The 18149-nt window shown below is 68.1% G+C and carries 15 protein-coding genes and 2 tRNA genes; 12 read left to right on the forward strand and 5 right to left on the reverse strand.

Going from position 1 to position 18149, the window contains the following annotated elements; genetic code table 11:
- The first annotated feature begins 31 nt into the window (after positions 1-31).
- The 3 genes from ACN20X_RS25620 to ACN20X_RS25630 are packed head-to-tail and all read left to right on the forward strand — an operon-like array spanning position 32 to position 1747.
- Complete coding sequence (locus ACN20X_RS25620) at positions 32-712, forward strand: CsgG/HfaB family protein (RefSeq protein ID WP_016445723.1); 681 nt, start codon at positions 32-34, stop codon at positions 710-712.
- Complete coding sequence (locus tag ACN20X_RS25625) at positions 709-1083, forward strand: DUF4810 domain-containing protein (protein ID WP_016445722.1); 375 nt, start codon at positions 709-711, stop codon at positions 1081-1083. Before ACN20X_RS25620 ends, ACN20X_RS25625 begins: the two co-directional genes overlap by 4 nt.
- 1 nt (position 1084) lies before the next feature.
- Complete coding sequence (locus tag ACN20X_RS25630; RefSeq protein ID WP_017407772.1) at positions 1085-1747, forward strand: DUF799 domain-containing protein; 663 nt, start codon at positions 1085-1087, stop codon at positions 1745-1747.
- 57 nt (positions 1748-1804) lie between these two features.
- Here ACN20X_RS25630 and ACN20X_RS25635 read toward each other — a convergent pair whose 3' ends face one another.
- Complete coding sequence (locus tag ACN20X_RS25635) at positions 1805-3577, reverse strand: methyl-accepting chemotaxis protein (protein ID WP_046984442.1); 1773 nt, start codon at positions 3575-3577, stop codon at positions 1805-1807.
- A gap of 211 nt (positions 3578-3788) precedes the next feature.
- On the opposite strand from ACN20X_RS25635, the gene ACN20X_RS25640 reads away from it, so the two are divergent.
- Positions 3789-4652 carry a 3',5'-nucleoside bisphosphate phosphatase gene (locus ACN20X_RS25640; protein WP_016445719.1) on the forward strand — a complete coding sequence of 288 codons (864 nt, stop codon included), beginning with the start codon at positions 3789-3791 and terminating at the stop codon, positions 4650-4652.
- A 25-nt stretch (positions 4653-4677) separates the two neighbouring features.
- Positions 4678-5322: an L-threonylcarbamoyladenylate synthase gene (locus tag ACN20X_RS25645; protein ID WP_016445718.1), complete on the forward strand. Its 645-nt coding sequence runs from the start codon at positions 4678-4680 to the stop codon at positions 5320-5322.
- A 77-nt stretch (positions 5323-5399) separates the two neighbouring features.
- Here the strand turns inward: ACN20X_RS25645 and ACN20X_RS25650 are convergent, their stop codons facing one another.
- The gene (locus tag ACN20X_RS25650) at positions 5400-6725 is read right to left on the reverse strand and encodes a methyl-accepting chemotaxis protein (protein ID WP_313280311.1); all 1326 of its coding nucleotides are present in this window, start codon (positions 6723-6725) and stop codon (positions 5400-5402) included.
- Positions 6726-6901: 176 nt separating this feature from the next.
- Between ACN20X_RS25650 and ACN20X_RS25655 the strand changes: the two genes are divergently transcribed.
- The 5 genes from ACN20X_RS25655 (at position 6902) to ACN20X_RS25675 (ending at position 13949) form a co-directional block, all read left to right on the forward strand.
- Positions 6902-7579, forward strand: a complete 678-nt coding sequence (locus tag ACN20X_RS25655) for a site-2 protease family protein (RefSeq protein WP_016445716.1) — start codon at positions 6902-6904, stop codon at positions 7577-7579.
- Positions 7580-7654: 75 nt separating this feature from the next.
- Positions 7655-8947, forward strand: coding sequence for a tryptophan--tRNA ligase (locus tag ACN20X_RS25660; protein ID WP_016451078.1), 1293 nt, complete (start codon positions 7655-7657; stop codon positions 8945-8947).
- A gap of 95 nt (positions 8948-9042) precedes the next feature.
- Entirely contained in the window at positions 9043-9756 is a 714-nt protein-coding gene (locus ACN20X_RS25665; protein ID WP_016445714.1) for a response regulator transcription factor, read from the forward strand.
- Positions 9753-11543 (forward strand): FecR family protein, encoded by a 1791-nt coding sequence (locus tag ACN20X_RS25670; protein ID WP_016451077.1) that lies wholly within the window; start codon positions 9753-9755, stop codon positions 11541-11543. Before ACN20X_RS25665 ends, ACN20X_RS25670 begins: the two co-directional genes overlap by 4 nt.
- A 27-nt stretch (positions 11544-11570) precedes the next feature.
- Positions 11571-13949 (forward strand): CHASE2 domain-containing protein, encoded by a 2379-nt coding sequence (locus ACN20X_RS25675; RefSeq protein ID WP_016451076.1) that lies wholly within the window; start codon positions 11571-11573, stop codon positions 13947-13949.
- 89 nt (positions 13950-14038) lie between these two features.
- Here ACN20X_RS25675 and ACN20X_RS25680 read toward each other — a convergent pair.
- The 3 genes from ACN20X_RS25680 to hrcA form a co-directional block, all read right to left on the reverse strand.
- Positions 14039-14115: transfer RNA gene (locus ACN20X_RS25680), tRNA-Arg, on the reverse strand.
- Between the two features lie 178 nt (positions 14116-14293).
- Positions 14294-14372, reverse strand: a tRNA-Ile gene (locus tag ACN20X_RS25685).
- Positions 14373-14439: 67 nt separating this feature from the next.
- Positions 14440-15444: a heat-inducible transcriptional repressor HrcA gene (hrcA, locus tag ACN20X_RS25690; protein WP_016445711.1), complete on the reverse strand. Its 1005-nt coding sequence runs from the start codon at positions 15442-15444 to the stop codon at positions 14440-14442.
- A gap of 30 nt (positions 15445-15474) precedes the next feature.
- On the opposite strand from hrcA, the gene ACN20X_RS25695 reads away from it, so the two are divergent.
- Positions 15475-16371 (forward strand): NAD kinase, encoded by an 897-nt coding sequence (locus ACN20X_RS25695; RefSeq protein ID WP_016451050.1) that lies wholly within the window; start codon positions 15475-15477, stop codon positions 16369-16371.
- A 2-nt stretch (positions 16372-16373) separates the two neighbouring features.
- Positions 16374-18149, forward strand: a complete 1776-nt coding sequence (gene recN, locus ACN20X_RS25700; protein ID WP_016451049.1) for a DNA repair protein RecN — start codon at positions 16374-16376, stop codon at positions 18147-18149.

Below are 18149 nucleotides of genomic sequence, written 5' to 3' on the forward strand. Positions count from 1 at the left end.
AATTCATTCCAAGAAAACCGGGGAAAAACTCATGACTTCTCGCCTGTGGCCTTGCACGGCCATTGCCATCACCCTGGCCGCCGGCCTTTCCGGCTGCGCCACCACCGAGCAATCGCGCACGCTTGAAACGGCCAAACCCGCTTCTGCATACAGCGCCTATCAAGGCCCGCGCAGCCCCATTTCCGTGGGCAAGTTCGACAACCGCTCCAGCTTCCAGCGCGGCATTTTCTCGGACGGAGTCGACCGCCTCGGTGGCCAGGCCAGAACCATCTTGGTAACCCACCTGCAGCAAAGCGGCCGATTCAGCGTGCTGGACCGCGACAACATGTCCGAGACCCGCCAGGAAGCGGGCTTCAACCGGCAGGAGCAGGCGATCAAGGGCGCCACCTACGTCGTGACCGGCGACGTGAGCGAGTTCGGCCGCAAGGTGGTCGGGGACCGCCAGTTCTTCGGCGTGCTCGGCCGTGGCAAGGAGCAGGTGGCCTATGCCAAGGTCAGCCTGAACATCGTCCGGGTGCAGACCTCCGAAGTCGTCTATTCGGTACAGGGTGCGGGCGAATACAGCCTGTCGAACCGCGAAATCGTGGGATTCGGCAGCACGGCCGGCTATGACTCCACACTCAATGGCAAGGTGCTGGATCTGGCCATCCGCGAAGCCGTGGACAAGCTGGCGGCCGGCATGGACAGTGGTGCATGGAAGCCCGCCCAATGAAGCAGATTCCCCATTCGGCCGCAACCCTGGCTGCACTGGCCATTTGCGCCTCGTTGGCCGGCTGCGCCGCACCGCGCCAGCCGCTGTATGCCTGGAACGATTACCAGCCCCAGGTCTATCAATACCTCAAGGATGACGGAAGCACAGGCGCCGAGGACCAATTGCTCAAGCTGGAAGAAACCCGCCTGAAGGTGCAGGCCGAGGGAAAGGCTTTGCCCCCCGGCTATCGCGCCCATATGGCCATGCTGTATTCCCGGACCGGCAACAACGAAAAGACGGTGCAGCAATTGGCAGAGGAAAAGCAGCATTTCCCCGAATCCGCCAAGTTCATGGACACGCTGCTGCAAACCTTCACGGCCCGCAAGGATTGAGATGCGCCTGAGCACACACATCAAGACCCTGGCCCTGGCCATGACCGTCGCACTGACCGGGTGCGCCACCACTGCGCCCTATGACTATTCGGCACTGCGGGCATCCAAGCCTGCATCCATCCTGGTCATGCCCGCGCTGAACCAGTCGCCGGAAGTGAATGCGCCGGCCGGCGTGCTGTCGCAGATCACGCTGCCGCTGGCAGAGGCTGGCTACTACGTCCTGCCCGTGGCGGTCACCGAGGAAATGTTCCGCCAGAACGGCATCGTCAGCGCCGACGATGCGCAGGAACTGCCCGTGGCCAAGCTCCGTGAAATCTTTGGCGCCGATGCGGCCCTGTACCTGAACATCCGCAACTACGGCACCAGCTATGCGGTGATCAGCAGCGCCTCGGTGGTCACGCTGGACGCCAAACTGGTGGACCTGCGTACCGGCACACAGCTGTGGGACGGCAGCGCCACGGCCTCCAGTGCCGAAGGCCAAAGCTCGGGCGGCGGACTGGTCGGCATTCTGGTGACGGCACTGCTCAACCAGATCCTGGACACCATGAACGACCGCAGCGTGCAGATCGCCTCCATCGCCAACCAGCGCCTGCTGTCGCCCATGGCGCAGCGCGGACTGCTGCCGGGCCCGCGCTCGCCCGACTACGGCAAACCGCGCAACTGACGAAGGCCTGCAGGCCGGCGCACATGCACGCGCCGGCCTGCATCCCCGCTCCTCCCGCTAGAAGGTCTCCCAGTCGTCGTCCGCGCCGGCCTTGGCAGGTGCCCGGGCGGGCGCCTTGGCCACAGGAGGCTGGATCTGGGGCGCCGGTGCATTGCGCACGGCGGCAGCCGGGCGTGCCGCGGGCGCGGGACGTGCCGCCGCTGCAGGGGCTGCTGCCGGTCGGCGCGCCACGGCGGCTGAACTGGCGGGCGCCTGCGCCCGGGCCGGTGCCAGCGCACTGCCTTCCTGCCCCAGCTTGAACACCGCCACCACCTCGGACAGGCGCCGCGCCTGGTCCTGCATGGCCAGCGCAGCCGCGCTGGATTCCTCGACCAGGGCCGCATTCTGCTGCGTCATCTGGTCGAGCTGGCTCACGGCCTGGTTGACCTGGCCAATGCCGTCGCGCTGCTCGGTGGACGAGGCGGTGATCTCGCCGATGAGGTCGCTGACGCGGCGCACGCTGGAGACGATTTCCTCCATGGAGCGCCCCGCCTGCTCCACCTGCTGCGAGCCCGACTGCACGTTGTCCACGCTGGTGGTGATCAGCAGCTTGATCTCCTTGGCGGCCTCGGCACTGCGCTGCGCCAGCGAACGCACCTCGCCGGCCACCACGGCAAAGCCCCGGCCCTGCTCGCCTGCGCGGGCCGCTTCCACGGCGGCGTTGAGCGCCAGGATGTTGGTCTGGAAGGCAATGCCGTCGATCACGCCGATGATGTCGGCGATCTTGCGGCTGCTGTCCGTGATCTGCTGCATGCTGGTGACCACCTGGGCCACCACGGCGCCACCCTGCTCGGCCGCCTGCGCGGCCGTGGCGGCCAGCTGGTTGGCCTGGCGCGCCGTATCGGCCGACTGGGTGACGGTGGCCGTCAGCTCCTCCATGCTGGCCGCCGTCTCCTCCAGATTCGCCGCCGTCTGCTCGGTACGCGAGGACAGGTCCTGGTTGCCGCTGGCGATCTGGTTGGAGGCCGTGGACACGGACTCCACGCCCGAACGCACCTCGCCCACCACGCCGCGCAGCCGCTGGGCCATGCCGTTGAGCGCCTGCAGCAGATGGCCCAGCTCATCGCCCCGGTTGCTTTGCACCGACCCCGTGAGGTCGCCTGCGGCAATGCCGTCGGCCAGCGCCACGGCCTGGTCCAGCGGCCGTGTGATGGAACGCATGATGGCCATGCCCATGAACAGGCCCAGGGCCACGATGAGCGCGCTGGCCAGGGCGCCGATCCAGTAGGCCCGGGTGCGGTGGGCGACGCCCTCCTCGCGCGCCAGCTCGCTTTGGCGCTCCTGCTGCTGCACAAAGGCTTCCTGCGCCGTGTTGTAGCGCTCGGCCGCCGGGCGCAGCTGCTTTTCCACGATGTCGAAGGTGGAGGCGAAGTCGCTGGCCTTGCGCGCATCCTGGGCCGCCGAGTTGGCCTTGAGCGTTTCCCGGCGCTCGGCCGCCACGGCCTCCAGCGCCTGCTTGCCCTTGGCATCGAGCTGCAGCTCGCCCACCTGCTTTTGCAGCACGTTGATGCGTTCTATGCCCTTGCTCATCAGCGCGCGCTGCTGCGCGGCCAGCGTCTCGTCGGGCGACATGGCCGCGACGATGGAGCGCTCCACGCTCATCTGGGTCAGATGCCGCCACTCGCGCGCCAGCGTGGCGCCGCGCTGCGCGGTCATCACGTCGGTGTTGATCTTCTCGTTGACTCCGTGCAGATAGAACAGGATGCCGCCGTTGACCGCCAGCATACTCACCAGCAGTCCCAGCACCAGGGCCCAGAGTTTCTGGGCGACGGTGATTTGATTCAGATTCATGGAAAAACCGATCTTTTTTCTAACAATGCCGGAGCCTGGCCATGGCGCCCCGCCGACCTTCGCTCCGGGCAATCATTCTTGTCCACCCTTGACGGCGCCTGGCTGATCATCGTCATGCCGCTGTCACTATTGAGGGCGGTAAACCCGCACTCAGGGAAGTCCCCAGCCGCAGCGCCAGGCTCGGAAAAGGACCGACACCTACAATGGGCCGGTGCCCAAGTCCTATCTGAATGCCGATCTGCACAGCCACTCCGTGGTCTCGGATGGAACGCTGACGCCTGAACAACTGGCCGAACGTGCCGCGGCCCGCGGCGTACAGCTGTGGGCGCTGACCGACCACGACGAGGTCGGCGGCCAGCACCGCGCAGCCGCCGCAGCGCGCGCCTGCGGCCTGGACTACCTGACGGGCGCAGAGATCTCGGTGAGCTTTGCAGGCACCACGGTGCACATCGTGGGCCTGGGCTTTGACGCAGACGACCCGGCCCTGGTCGAAGGCCTGCATGCCACGCGCGACGGACGCGGTCCCCGCGCCCGCGAGATGGCCCGCCAGCTGGAGCTGGCCGGCATTGAAGGCAGCTACGAAGGCGCGCTGCGCTTTGCCGGCAATCCCGCGCTGATCTCGCGCACGCATTTCGCGCGCTTTCTCGTGGAATCCGGCCGCTGCCGCGACACCGGCGAGGTGTTCCGCCACTACCTGACCGAAGGCCATCCCGGCTACGTGCCCCATACCTGGGCGCGCCTGGCCGACGCCGTGCGCTGGATCACGCAGGCCGGCGGCGTGGCGGTGATCGCCCACCCGGCCCGCTATGCGCTGACGGCCAACGAGGAGTACGCGCTGTTTTCCGAATTCAAGGCCCATGGGGGCCAGGGCGTGGAGGTCGTCACCGGCAGCCACCGCCCCAGCGAGTACGCCGTCTATGCCGACATGGCCCGCGAGTTCGGCCTGGCCGCCTCGCGCGGCAGCGACTTCCACAGCCCCGAGGAGTCGCATACCGACCTGGGCGACCTGCCCTACCTGCCGGGCCAGCTGACGCCGGTATGGGAACTGCTGGGCGAGCGCATTCAGCCGGCCTGAGCCCTTCCCGCAAACAACGCACACCATGGTCCTACGCTTCGAAGCCCACCCCGACAATCCCCAGCCCCGTCTCATCAAGCAGGCCGCCGACATGCTGCGCCAGGGCGCCATCCTGGCCATTCCCACGGACTCCAGCTATGCCCTGGTCTGCCATCTGGACGACCGCCCTGCGGTGGAGCGGCTTCGCCGCATCCGCCAGATCAACGACAAGCACCACCTCACGCTGCTGTGCCGCGACCTGTCGGAGCTGTCCAGCCATGCGCGCGTGGACAACCGCCAGTACCGGCTGTTGAAGCTGGCCACGCCGGGCCCCTACACCTTCATCCTGGAAGCCTCCAAGGAAGTGCCCAAGCGCCTGAGCCACCCCTCGCGCAAGACCATCGGCCTGCGCGTGCCGGACCGCAAGGGCACGCAGCTGCTGCTGGAGCAGCTGGGCGAGCCGCTGATCGCCACCACGCTGATCCCGCCCGGAGAGACCGAGGCCCTGCATGACGCGGATGCCATCCTGGAGCGCTTTCCCCACGAGCTCGATGCCATCGTCGATGCAGGTGCCTGCCCCTCGGAGCCGACCACGGTGATCGACCTGGTGCCCATGGCCCTGGGCAATCCGCCCACCGTGGTGCGGCAAGGCCGGGGCAGCCTGGAGGCCCTGGGCCTGGAAATGACCTGAATCACCCCACCCCCCGCACAAGCATCAACGCCGGGCATGCCCGGCGTCTGTTTTTGCAGCTTGATCCTGAAAGGCGTTCAGTGCTGCGCCCACTCCAGGGGCCGGGGTGCAGCAGCCGGCACGCGCTGCAACGGCCTCGTCACAGCGGCGGACAAGACTGCGGCGGGAGCCATCGACGGCTTCTGCGGCTGCACCCGCACGCCAGCGCCAGCATCCTGCGGCTCGTCATCGAGCTTGAAGGCGCCCACGGCCTGCTCCAGCTCCTGGGCGCGCTCGCTCAGCGCCGAGGCCGCACGCGAGGCCTGATGCACCAGGGCCGCGTTCTCCTGGGTGGCGCTGTCCATGTGGCCCACGGCGGCGTTGACCTGGGCAATGCCTTCGCTTTGCTCGCGCAGGGCCTGCGACATTTCGCCGAGCAGGCCCGAGACCTGGCCCACGGCGCCGACAATCTCCTGCATGGTGGCCCCCGCCTGGTTGACCAGGCCCGCGCCGCTTTCCACCTGGCGCACGCTGGTGGTGATCAGTTCCTTGATCTGCTTGGCAGCCTCGGCCGAACGGCCGGCCAGGCTGCGCACCTCGCTGGCCACCACGGCGAAGCCCCGGCCCTGTTCGCCCGCGCGTGCCGCCTCCACGGCCGCGTTCAGCGCAAGGATATTGGTCTGGAAGGCAATGCCTTCGATGACCTGGATGATGTCCACGATCTTGCGCGAGCTGCCGCTGATGGCCTCCATGGTCTGCACCACCTCGCCCACCACGGCCCCCCCGCGTCTGGCCGTGGACGATGCATCGACGGCCAGGCCGCTGGCCGAATGCGCGCGCTCCGCGTTCTGGCGCACGGTGGCCGTGAGCTGCTCCATGCTGGCCGCCGTCTGGGCCAGCGCCGAGACCTGGGCCTCGGTGCGGCGCGACAGGTCGGTGTTGCCGGCGTCGATCTCACCGGCCGACAGGCCGATGGAATCCGTGGACTGCTTGATGCGGCCGACCAGCTCGGTCAGCGTGTCTTCCATGGTGCCCAGCGCGCCCAGCAGGCGGCCGAAGTCGCCCTGCAGCTCGGTCGAAAACTCCTGGCTCAGGTCGCCGGCGGCCACCGTTTCGGCAATCAGGATGGCCTGGCCCAGCGGCTGCACGATGCCGCGCCGCAGGCTGAACCAGGCCACCAGGGCCAGTGTGCAGACGGCCGCCCCCAGGCCCAGCACCCACCAGCGCGTGTGCACCAGCGCCTGCTCGGCCACCGTGGTCGCCCCGCCGGCCGCCAGCGCCTGCTCGGCCTGCCCCAGCGAGAGCACCGTGACCGCCATCATCGTGAACACCAGCAGATTGATACCGCCGAACGCAATCACCAGCCGCCAGCCTATCGGCAGCCTGCCCAAGCCCAGTACGCCCACGTGCCACCTCTTGTCCATATGGCCCGAGGGCCTTGGTGAAAAACCTGTTGATTCGCCCATCGCATTGCTGTTTCATTTTGCAACACAGAGGCGGCTGTTGCCAATCCGCGGGAAACCACCATATCCGGTCGGCCGCAGCGCTGCGCACGGGCTCTGGCGGTGCCCAGCGGCAAGGGTGGCCGCCGTCTGAGACAATGCCCGCCGTGGACATCTCCAACCTCATCCAGACCGTACTCATCTATGCCCTGCCCGTGCTCTTCGCGATCACGGTGCACGAGGCTGCCCACGGCTATGCCGCACGCCACTTCGGCGACAACACGGCCGCCATGATGGGACGCATCACGCTCAACCCCATCAAGCACATCGACCCCATCGGCACCATCCTGATGCCGCTGCTGCTGTATTTCGCCACCTCGGGCGCCTTCCTGTTCGGCTACGCCAAGCCCGTGCCCGTGCGCTTCGACCAGTTGCGCAACCCCAAGCGCGACATGATCTGGGTGGCCCTGGCGGGCCCGGCCTCCAATTTCGTGCAGGCGCTGATGTGGGGCGTGCTGCTCGTGGTTCTGGTCGGATCGGGAGTGGGCGAGCGCTTCTTCATTGAAATGTGCCGCGCTGGCATCCTGGTCAATCTGGTGATGTGGGCCTTCAACCTCTTCCCGCTGCCGCCGCTGGACGGCGGGCGCATCCTCGTCGGCCTGCTGCCCTGGCGCCAGGCGCAATGGGTGGCGCGAATCGAACCCTGGGGATTCTTCATCGTCATGGGACTGGTCATCGCCGGCGTGGTCGGCAGCCTGTGGCTACGGCCGCTGATGGATCTCGGCTATGCCGTGATCGATCTCGCGTTGACGCCGCTGATCGCGCTGCTGCGCTGAACGCGCGGCAGACCCGCCCAGCCTGCCCGTCAGATTCCCTTCTTTTCTCTCTATTGCCTGTCGCAGTCTCCCGTCATGAGCACCATCCGTTTCCTCACCGGCATCACTCCCAGCGGAACCCCGCACCTCGGCAACTATGCCGGCATGCTGCGCCCGGCCATCGCGGCCAGCCGCTCGCGCGAGGTGGAGAACTTCTACTTCCTGGCCGACTACCACGCACTGATCAAGTGCCAGGACCCGGCGCGCGTGCAGCGCTCCACCATCGAGATCGCGGCCAGCTGGCTGGCGGCGGGGCTGGACCCCGAGCATGTGACCTTCTACCGCCAGTCCGACATCCCCGAGATCCCCGAGCTGTGCTGGCTGCTGACCTGCGTGACCGGCAAGGGCCTGCTCAACCGCGCCCACGCCTACAAGGCGGCCGTGGACAAGAACCACGCGGACGGCGCCGAGACCGATGACGGCGTGACTGCCGGCCTGTTCATGTACCCCGTGCTGATGGCTGCCGACATCCTGGCCTTCAACGCCCACAAGGTGCCCGTGGGCCGCGACCAGGTCCAGCACATCGAGATGGCGCGCGACATGGCCTCCAGCTTCAACCACATCTATGGCGGCGAGTTCTTCACGCTGCCCGAGGCACAGGTCGAGGACAACGTGGCCACGCTGCCCGGCCTGGACGGCCGCAAGATGAGCAAGAGCTACAACAACACCATCCCGCTGTTCTCCACGCGCGAGCAGCTGCGCAAGCTCATCGGCAGCATCACCACCGATTCGCGCACGCCCGGCGAGCCCAAGGAAGTCGAGGGCTCGGCCCTGTTCCAGATCTACCAGGGCTTTGCCAGCGAGGAAGAAACCGAGGCGCTGCGCCACCAGTACGCCGAAGGCATTGCCTGGGGCGACGCCAAGCAGCAGCTGTTCGAGCGCATCGACCGCGAGCTGGGCCCCATGCGCGAGCGCTACGAGCACCTGGTGGCCCATCCGGGCGAACTGGAGGACATCCTGCAGGCCGGCGCCACCAAGGCCCGCCGCGAGACCCTGCCCCTGATCCGCGAACTGCGCTCGGCCGTCGGCCTGCGCAGCCTGGCCCAGGCCCCCGTGGCCGCCAAGGCCAAGGCCGCGAAGCAGGCCCTGCCCCAGTTCAAGCAATACCGCGAAGCCGACGGCAAGTTCTACTTCAAGCTCGTGGCTGCCGACGGCCAGCTGCTGCTGCAAAGCCTGGGCTTCGACGCCCCCAAGGAAGCCGGCCAGGCCATCGGCCAACTGCAAAGGGAAGGCGAGGCGGCCCTGTCCGCACTGCAGTCCCGGCTGCAGCCCGCCGACGCGCAGTTGGTGCTGGCCGCCCTGCAGCAACTGCGCGATGCTTCGGAGTAAGGGTAAGCTTCGCTTGAGAAACCGCATATTCGCGGGCAGTCTTGCCCGCAAGCCCTGCGCCCGGGATTCTGGCGCTTGCGTGAAAGGACATTGGGATGCGTATCGCTGCTCTGGACGATGATCCGCTGCAACTGGAGATGCTGCGTCAGGTTGCGCTGGAGACGGGCCACAGCTGCCACACCTACCAGACGGGCTCGGCCCTGCAGTTGGAACTGCGCCGCGAGAGCTTCGACCTTCTGATCGTGGACTGGCACCTTCCGGACATGGAAGGAACGGACCTGGTGCGGTGGACGCGCGGCCATGTGAGCCGCGAGCTGCCCATCCTCATCATCACCCACCGCAGCGAAGAGGCCGACATCGTCGAAGGCCTGTCCTGCGGCGCAGACGATTTCATGGTCAAGCCCGTGCGCCACGGCGAGCTGCGCGCGCGCATGGCCGCCCTGCTGCGCCGCGCCTATCCGGTGAATACGCAAAGCGTGCTGGAGTTCGGCCCCTTCCGGTTCCTCACCACCACCAACAGCCTGGAAATGAATGGCCAGCCCATCGAGGTGACGCACCGCGAGTACACGCTGGCCCTGACGCTGTTCCAGAACCAGGGCCGCCTGCTGTCGCGCGAACACCTGCGCGAAGCCGTGTGGGGCCACAACGCCGAAGTGCAGTCGCGCTCGCTGGACACACATATCTCGCGCCTGCGCGCGCTGCTGAACCTGCGCGCCGGTCAGCCCTACGCCATCAGCGCCGTGTACGGCTACGGCTACCGCCTGGACGTGCCTGACGAGGCATTGCAGGCGGCACCTCAAACACCATGAACAGACTCTTGCTCGCCGCCAGCCTGCGCGGGCCCGTCGCGCGGGCCTGCCTGCTGGCAAGCCTGGCCCTGCTGGGCGCTGCCGCCACACAGGCCCAGATCAAACCCGCCGCCAGCGGCGGCGACATGCTCGCCCACCGCGTGGCCACAGGCGACACCCTGGAACAGCTGGCCAGCCGCTACCTGGGCGATGCACGCCAGTGGACCCAGCTGCAGCAGCACAACGGCGTGGCCAACCCGTACCGCCTGCGGCCCGGCTCCGTGCTGGAGATTCCCGTGCGCCTGCTGCGCGCCGCCGTGGCCTCCGTGGAATTCGTGCAGGGCGATGCGCGCAGCACACGCGCGCTCGACCATCTGGCCGACACGCAAAGCGGCTCGGCCGAAGACGCAGGCCAGGTCCTGCGCAGGGGACAGACGTTGCAGGAAGGCGATCGACTGCAGCTTGCGCCGGACGCCTTTGTGGCCGTGCGCCTGGCCGATGGCTCTTTGGTGCGCGTGCAGTCGCAGTCCGATGTCCTGCTGCGCCAGATGCGCCGCAAGGGCCGGGCCGGCAGCCTGCAGTCCGTGATCGACCTGCGAGAAGGCAGCGTGGAGGCCTCGGTCCCCCCCGAGCAGGGCAATGCCCAGCGCCGCTTCGAAGTGCGCACGCCTGTGGCATCGACCAGCGTGCGGGGCACGCGTTTCCTGGTGCAGACCGATGCGGCAGGCAGGACAGCGGCCGCCGTCGATGAAGGCACGGTCGCCGTGGGCTCGGACGCCTCTGGCGCACCTTCCGGCGATGCGCTGCTGCACCCCGGCCAGGGCGTGGCCGTGGCGGCAGACGGCCGCGTCGGCCAACCCCGCCCCATGCTGGGCGCACCCGACATCACCGCCTGGCCCGCCTTGGCGGAAGACGCCAACTGGATCAGCCTGCCCCTGCCGGCCTTGCCCGGCGCCGTGCGTTACCAGCTGCAGCTGTCGCGCGACGCGGACATGACCCAGGTGCTGCGCAGCGCCAGCTTCCAGGCCACGGCCTCACCGCTGCGCCTGGCAGGCGTGGACGATGGCGACTATGTACTGTCCCTGCGCGGCATCGACGCCCAGGGCATTCCGGGTGCAGCCAGCCGGCGCGCCCTGCGCGTCAAGGCCCATCCCGTGCCGCCGCTGTACGAATCACCGCAGGCCGACGCCACCGTGGGCCTGGGCCGCGCCGGCCTGCAGTGCACCAAGGTGGTGGGCGCCGTGCGCTACCGCATCCAGGTCGTTTCTGCCGATGCCCAGGCCGGCTTTGCCGAACCCGCCATCGACGCGCGCGACCTGAACGACTGCACATTGCACGCAGCCGCGCTGGCCCGGCTGCCGGCCGGCCGCTATCTTTGGCGCGCCGCCAGCATCCGCACGCTGGCCGACGGCAAGCCCGACCAGGGCCCGTTCGCCGCAGCCCAGGCCATGCAGCTGGCGGCCGTGCCGCCCCAGCCCTCGGCCAGCGCGCTGCAGATGGGCGACGGCCCCGCCGAGGGCAGCCGCCAGATCCGCTGGAGTGGCGAGCCCGGCCAGCGCTACCACGTGATGGTGGCGCGCGACCAGGAGTTCACCGCGCCGCTGGTTGACCTCTGGACCGACCAGCCGCAATGGAGCACCGAGGACCTGCCCGCAGGCAGCTACTACCTACGGCTGCAGATCGAGGACGCCAACGGCCTGCGCAGCGATTTCTCGGCCGCACGCCAGTTCCGCACCGGCAGCTGGATCGTCGATGCCAGCGGCGAGATGATGCAATCGGGCAGCGGAGAGCGCCTGCAGCGCCAGTAACCGCACCCGTTCAATCCTTGACCACGCTTGTCCACCCTGCCGCCTTCGCCTGACAGTCCCGCCACGCCGGCGCAGCAGGTGCAGCCGGCGCCCGCGCGTGGCCGGGGGCTGCGGCGGGACTGGCTGCTGCTGGCGGCGGGACTGCTGTCCCTGGTGTTCTGGCTCAGCGGTGACGGGCAGCTGGAGCGCATCAACGGACTGGTGCAGGACACGGCCAGCTGGCTGCACCGCCCCAAGGCATCTCAGGACATCGTCATCGTGGCCATCGACGATGCCAGCATCGACGCCATAGGCCGCTGGCCCTGGAGGCGTGCCTTGCACGCGGGCCTGCTGGAGCGCATCAGCCAGGCCCCGCCGCGCGCCATCGGCCTGGACGTGATGCTCAGCGAAGAAGATCTGGACTATCCAGGCGATGATCTGCTGCTGGCGCGCGTCCTGCAGCGCAGCGGCCGCACCGCCTTGCCCGTGGCGCCGGGCACGGATCCGCTGCCGGCCTTTGCACAGGCTGCGGCAGCGCTGGGCCACACCCAGCTGCCCGTGGATTCCGACGGCGCCGTGCGCAGCTTCCATGCCATTGAAGGCAGCGCGCAGCAGCCCTGGTGGCACATGGCGCTGGCCCTGCACTGCGTGGGCCAGCACGGCCGCCCATGCGCCCGCCCCGAACCCGTGCCGCCGCTGGACCCCGGCACACCCGCATGGCAGCGCCGCCAGCGGGAGATCATTGCCTTCGCACAGGCCAGGCCCGAGCAGGGCGCGCGTGACCGCTCGCCCTTCACCACCTATTCGTACATCGACGTGCTGCGCGGCCGCATTCCTGCTGCGGCATTTCGCGGCAAATACGTGCTCATAGGAACGACGGCCGCCGGACTGGGAGCGCAGTTCACCGCACCGCTGGGTGCCAGCGCGCGCCCCATCTCCAGCGTGGAAATGCTGGCCCATGTGCTCAACGGCAGCCTGCAGGGCTCGCACGTACACCGCGCTTCGGCGGGGCTGGACCGTGCGCTCAACACCGCAGCCGTGCTGCTGGCCCTGCTGGCCCTGGCCTGGCTGGGCCCTTCGGGCGGCATGCTGGCCTGCGCGCTGCTGGCCCTGGCCTGCCTGTCGCTGGCCGGGCTGGCACCACGCATCTGGCAGGTGCAGACGGCCCCTGCCGCAGCCCTGCTGGGCCTGGCCCTGGCCTATCCGCTGTGGAGCTGGCTGCGCCTGCGCGCCGCCGCCCGCTTTCTGGCGCTGGAACTGCGAGACCTGCAGGGCCAGGGCCTGCCCACCGCGCTGCGCCTGGGCGGCGACCTGCTGGACCAGCGCATTGCCGCCGTCGAGCAGGCTTCGCGGCAACTGCGCGCCCTGCACCATTTCGTCAGCGAAAGCCTGCGCCAGCTGCCCTCGCCCACCTTTGTCTGCGACCGCCAGGGCCATGTGCTGCTGGCCAATGCCGCGGCCCATGCCTATGCGCGCAGCCTGGATCACGACCTGCGCGCTGGCGACTCCCTTCCCAGGCTGCTCGATGGCCTGCAGGCGCTGGACACGGCGCCCGGCCCGCAAGCCGGCAGCCCGCTGCTCACGGCCAGGGCGCTTGCCGCCGGCGGCCTGCCGCTCAGCAGCGAGGGGCGCGACGGTCGCGGCCGCAGCCTGATGCTGCTGGTCCAGGCCTTCGAGGCTCCGCCCACCGCAGGCTGGCTGATCACCCTGGTCGATATCAGCGATCTGCGCAGCGCCCAGGCCCAGCGCGACCAGGCCATGCAGTTCATCTCGCACGACATCCGGGCGCCCGTGGCATCCATCATCACCTTGCTGGAGATGCAGCGTGGTTCCGTACAAGCGCCCGACCTGGGCATGCTGCTCCCGCGCATCGAAGGCTATGCCCAGGCCTCCCTGCAGCTGGCCGACGATTTCGTGCACCTGGCTCGTGCCCAGCAGCAGGCGCTGCGCCAGCAGCAGCTGGACCTGGGCCTGGTGCTGGACCAGGCCGTGGAAAGCTGCTGGGCCCAGGCCAGCGCCGCCCATGTGCAGCTGGAATTCAGCCTGCCCGAGCAGGAATGCCCCGTGCTGGGCGACCCGGGCATGCTCCACCGCGCAGCCGTCAACCTGATCGGCAACGCCATCAAGTACGGAGCGCACGGGCAACCGGCAAGCGGCGCCACGGTGCAATGCCTGCTGCTGCAGGACGCCGGCCATTGCCGCATCGCCATCCGGGACCACGGACCCGGCATGGATGCGCAGGCCGTCGCCCGCCTGAGCCAGCCCTTCGAGCGCCTGGACCACCATCAGCACCTGGACGGCGCAGGCCTTGGGCTGGCCTTTGTCCGCACCGTGGCTGCCCGCCATGGCGGGCAGCTGCAGATAGAAAGCGCGCCAGGCCAGGGAAGCACCTTCAGCATCGTGCTGCCGAAGGCGCAGCAAGCCTGACCGGGGGTGTCATCCCAGCGGATCCCAGCGGATGGCCCGTGAAAACGAAAAAGCCCTGAAGTCTTTCAACTTCAGGGCTTTGCGTTTTTTGGTGCGGCTGGCAGGAATCGAACCCACGACCCCTTGGTTCGTAGCCAAGTACTCTATCCAGCTGAGCTACAGCCGCAACGCTTCGCATTGTAGCAGCGGGTTTTGGAGCTTCCAGGCAAAAGCGCCATATTTCTGCAAAAAACCTGGAAGTCGCATTCAATGGCAGCCAGGCGCAGCCATGCCAGCCGGCAGCGTCGCTCCCAGCAAAAAAGCCTGCCGCCCGGAAAGGCGGCAGGCTTTTTCATACCAATGGATGGTAGGGCCTCCCAGAGTCGAACTGGGCACCAACGGATTATGAGTCCGCTGCTCTAACCAAGCATGAGCTAAGGCCCCTGATTCACCAAGGCAGCACGGATGCAGTCCATGGCAAACAACTATTGTAGAGCCTAACCCGCAGGACTCAGCGCTTGTGACTCAGCGCATTGCTGACGAGCTTGGAGGTGATGTCCACGATCTGGATCATGCGGTCATAGTGCATGCGGGTGGGCCCGATCACGCCCAGCGTGCCCACCACCTTGCCATCGAGCTCGTAGGGCGCGCTGACCACGGACAGCTCCTCGAAGGGCACGACCTGGCTTTCGCCCCCGATGTAGATGCGCACACCTTCGGCCTGGCTGGAGAAATCCAGCAGTCTGAGGATCTGGGTCTTTTGCTCGAACAGGTCGAAGGCGCGGCGCAGATTGCCCATGTCGCTGGAGAAATCGCTGACCGACAGCAGGTTGCGCTCGCCCGCGATGACCACGTCCTCCTGGGCACTGGTCATGGCCTCCGTGCCCACGTTGACGGCTGCCTGCATGAGGGTGGCCACCTCGCCGCGCAAAAGCTCGACCTCGCCCTTGAGGCGCTCGCGCACCTCTTCCATGGCCAGGCCTGCGTAGTGGCTGTTGAGAAAGTTCGATGCCTCGATCAGCTGAGAGGCCGAGTAATCCACGTCGGTGAAGATGACGCGGTTTTGCACGTCACCGTCGGGCGAGACGATGATGACCAGAAAGCGCCGCTCCGACAGTCGCACGAATTCGATGTGCTTGAACACCGAGGTGCGGCGAGGCACCAGCACCACGCCCACGAACTGGGAAAGGCTGGACAGCAGATTGGCGGCGTTGGCGATGACTTTCTGCGGCTGCTCGGGCACGAGCTCGGGCGTCACGATATCTGCACGGTCCGCCGTGAGCATGGTGTCCACGAACAGCCGGTAGCCCCGGGCGGTCGGAATGCGGCCGGCCGAGGTGTGCGGACTGATGATCAACCCCAGGTCTTCGAGGTCAGCCATCACATTGCGTATCGTGGCAGGCGACAATTCAAGCCCCGACGCACGCGACAGGGTCCGCGAGCCCACAGGCTGGCCGTCAGCGATGTAACGCTCGATCAGCGCTTTGAGCAACAACTTGGCACGTTCGTCGAGCATGTGATGATTTTAATGATGTAATTTCCAGAAATGACGTCCACGTTTCGCCACGTTGCCTTGATCGGGAAGTACCACGCTCCCAGCGCAAGCGCCCCGTCCGAGAATGCCAGCAACGCGCTCGAGCGCATTGCGGACTTCCTCAGGCGCCAGGGCTGCGAAGTCGTGCTTGATACCCAATCGGCCCTGCACGCAGGGCTCACAGACTACCCCACCCTCGATGTCGATGGCCTGGGCAGGCATTGCGACCTGGGCCTGGTCGTCGGCGGCGACGGCACCATGCTCGGCGTGAGCCGGCACCTGGCGCAATACGGAACGCCCCTGATCGGGGTGAACCAGGGCCGCCTGGGCTTTGTCACCGACATCGCGCTGGAGGACTTCGAGGCCACGCTCACCCCCATGCTGCAGGGCGAGTACGAAGAGGACCTGCGTCCCCTGATGTGCGCCCGCGTGATCCGCGAGGGCGAATGCGTGTTCGAGGCCCTGGCCATGAACGACGTGGTGGTCAACCGCGGCGGCACCTCCGGCATGGTGGAGTTGCGCATCGAGGTCGGCGGCCGCTTTGTCTCCAACCAGCGCGCCGACGGCCTGATCGTGGCAACGCCCACGGGCTCCACGGCCTATGCGCTGTCCGCCGGCGGGCCGATGATGCATCCGTCCATCCCCGCCTGGGTGATGGCACCCATTGCGCCGCACAACCTGTCCAATCGCCCCATCGTGCTGTCCGATGCCAACGAGGTCACGATCGAAGTCGTGGCCGGGCGCGATGTCAGCGCCAATTTCGACATGCAGTCGCTGGCCTCGCTGCAGCACGGCGACCGCATCCTCGTGAGCCGCGCCCACCACAGCGTGCGCTTTCTGCACCCCAAGGGCTGGAACTACTTCGCCACGCTGCGCAAGAAACTGGGCTGGAACGAGGGAGGCGCCTGACCATGGCGCTCAAGCGCATCGTGCTGCGCGACTTCGTGATCGTGCAGGCCCTGGATCTGGACTGGCATGCGGGCTTCACCGTGCTGACCGGCGAGACCGGCGCCGGCAAATCCATCCTGATCGATGCATTGCAGCTGGCCCTGGGCGCCCGCGCCGACGCCGACGTGGTGCGCGAAGGCTGCCCCCAGGCCGATATCTGCGTGGAGTTCGACGGCTGCGCGCGGCTGCGCCCCTGGCTGGAGGCGGCAGGCCTGGCCTGCGAGGACAACAGCCTGCTGCTGCGGCGCACGGTGGACACCCAGGGCCGCAGCCGCGCCTGGATCAACGGCACGCCGGCCACGGCCACGCAGCTGCGCGCCCTGGGCGAGCAGCTGATCGACATCCACGGCCAGCATGCCTGGCAAAGCCTCACGCGACCCGACGCAGCACGCGCGCTGCTGGACGCCTATGCAGGCATAGACAGCCGCGAGGTCCAGGCCTGCTGGAGCCGCTGGAGCCAGGCACGACAAGCCCTGCAGCATGCGCAATCCGCCCAGGACAGCCTGCAGCGCGAACGCGAACGGCTGCAGTGGCAGATCACCGAACTCGACAAGCTGGCCCCGCAGGCCGACGAGTGGGACGAGCTCAATGCCCAGCACACGCGCCTGTCGCATGCCCAGACCCTGATAGACACCGCCCAGACCACGCTGCAGATGCTGGAGGACGACGAGGCCGGCGTGATCACTCCGCTGGGCCGCGCCAGCCATCTGATACAGAACCAGGAACACCTGGAGCCCGAGTTCCAGAACATCGCCGACGTGCTGGCCTCGTGCACGGCCCAGGTGCAGGATGCGCGCCATTCGCTGCAGGCCTATCTGCGCCGCGCCGACCTGGACCCCGAACGCCTGGCCGAGCTGGATGCACGCCTGTCGCTGTGGATGCAGCTGGCGCGCCGCTACCGCCGCACGCCCGATGAGCTGCCGGCACTGCTGGCCGGCTGGCGCCAGGAGCTGCAGCAGCTGGACGCCGCCGTGGACATCGAGGCCCTGCACGCTGCAGAGCAATCCGCGCAGCAGCACTACCAGGCCAGCGCCCGGGTGCTGTCGCAGCAACGCGCCCTGGCTGCGCCGCGCCTGTCGCGCGCCATCACCCAGGCCATGCAGGGCCTGGGCATGGAAGGCGGCCTGTTCGAGGCCGCCCTGTCCACGGCCGACTCCCCTGGTGCCTTTGGCGTGGACAGCGTGGCCTTCCTGGTCGCCGGCCATCCTGGAGCCAGCCCCAAGCCGATTGCCAAGGTGGCGTCGGGCGGCGAGCTGTCGCGCATTTCGCTGGCCATTGCCGTGACCACCAGCGAGCTGGGCGAGGCCGGCACGCTGATCTTCGACGAGGTGGACTCGGGCGTGGGCGGCGCCGTCGCCGAGACCGTGGGCCGCCTCATGCACGCACTGGGCCGATCGCGGCAGGTGCTGTCCGTCACCCATCTGCCGCAGGTTGCCGCCTGCGCCGACCAGCACTACCTGGTGGCCAAGCAGCGCGCCAGGCAAGGCACGCTCAGCACCGTGCAGCCGCTGGACAGCGCCGCACGCGAGGCCGAGCTGGCGCGCATGCTCGGTGGCGAGCGCCAGTCCGAAACCACGATGGCCCATGCCCGCGAAATGCTGGCCATGGCGCGCCAGGCACCCCCGCCCCGCCCGGCGCCGCGCAGGCCCGGCCGGCAGCGGCCGCAGGCCGACGCGCAGCGTACCCGGCCCAAGCCGGGCCGTGCGGCCAACGGCGCGCGCAACACCAATGGAGGCTGA

This window comes from Delftia sp. PX-1 (assembly GCF_055797465.1).